Below are 742 nucleotides of genomic sequence, written 5' to 3' on the forward strand. Positions count from 1 at the left end.
GACGCCCGCCGGGGCACCGGACAAGGATTCCGGCACCGAGTACAGCGGAAACACCCAGCACGTCGGTGAAGGCGCCGCACTCATGGGCAACGTCGGCCGTGACTTCACGTATACCGCGCCCGCGACGACGTACCGCGGAAGGAACCAGCACTGGGGCAGCGGAGACAACGTCGCGGGGGACAAGCGAGCCCGCGACGGGGACCACCGGTGAACGCCGAACCCGGGCCGGCCGCCGTCGAGCCGGACGTCGGGCCGGACGCCCAACCGAATGCCGATCAGCCCGATCCGTCGGGCGGATCGGGAACCGGTCAGCAGAGTTCCCTCCGTGACAGCCGGCAACGGGTGCAGAGCGGAGTCGCGTTGATGGGCAACGTGGCAGGTGACTTCACGTACCTGAACATCAGTGCGTGGAACGACGAAGCCACCGAGCGAATCCTCAAGCCGCGCCTGCGCGAGGGGCCCTATCCCGCCGAAGAGGTACGCGGCCGGCTGTACGGTTTCGTCGTACCGCCCTCGTACGCACGCTGCCGAAAGGCGCTCGATAGCCGGATCGTGCTGCTCCGGGCGCGGGCCGGAACGGGCGCCGGCACGACGGCGTTCGCCCTTCTCGCCGAAAGGCACGGCGAAGGCGGTATCACGGGCCTTGACGCGATGGCGGATCTGTCCGCCTGGCGGCCGAAGGCCGGCCGGGGGTACCTCCTTCAGGGGCTGCCGGCGGCGTCCGCCCGCTCGCTCGACGACG

General features: G+C 70.4%; 2 pseudogenes. Both read left to right on the top strand.

The window, feature by feature from the left end:
- Nucleotides 1-211, top strand: a pseudogene (locus G3I71_RS45110) (hypothetical protein); the annotation flags it as partial.
- A pseudogene (locus G3I71_RS45115) lies at nt 208-742 on the top strand (hypothetical protein); the annotation flags it as partial. The pseudogenes G3I71_RS45110 and G3I71_RS45115, both read left to right, overlap by 4 nt.

It is taken from the genome of Streptomyces sp. SID12501 (genome assembly GCF_010550245.1).
In the GTDB taxonomy this organism is placed as follows: domain Bacteria; phylum Actinomycetota; class Actinomycetes; order Streptomycetales; family Streptomycetaceae; genus Streptomyces.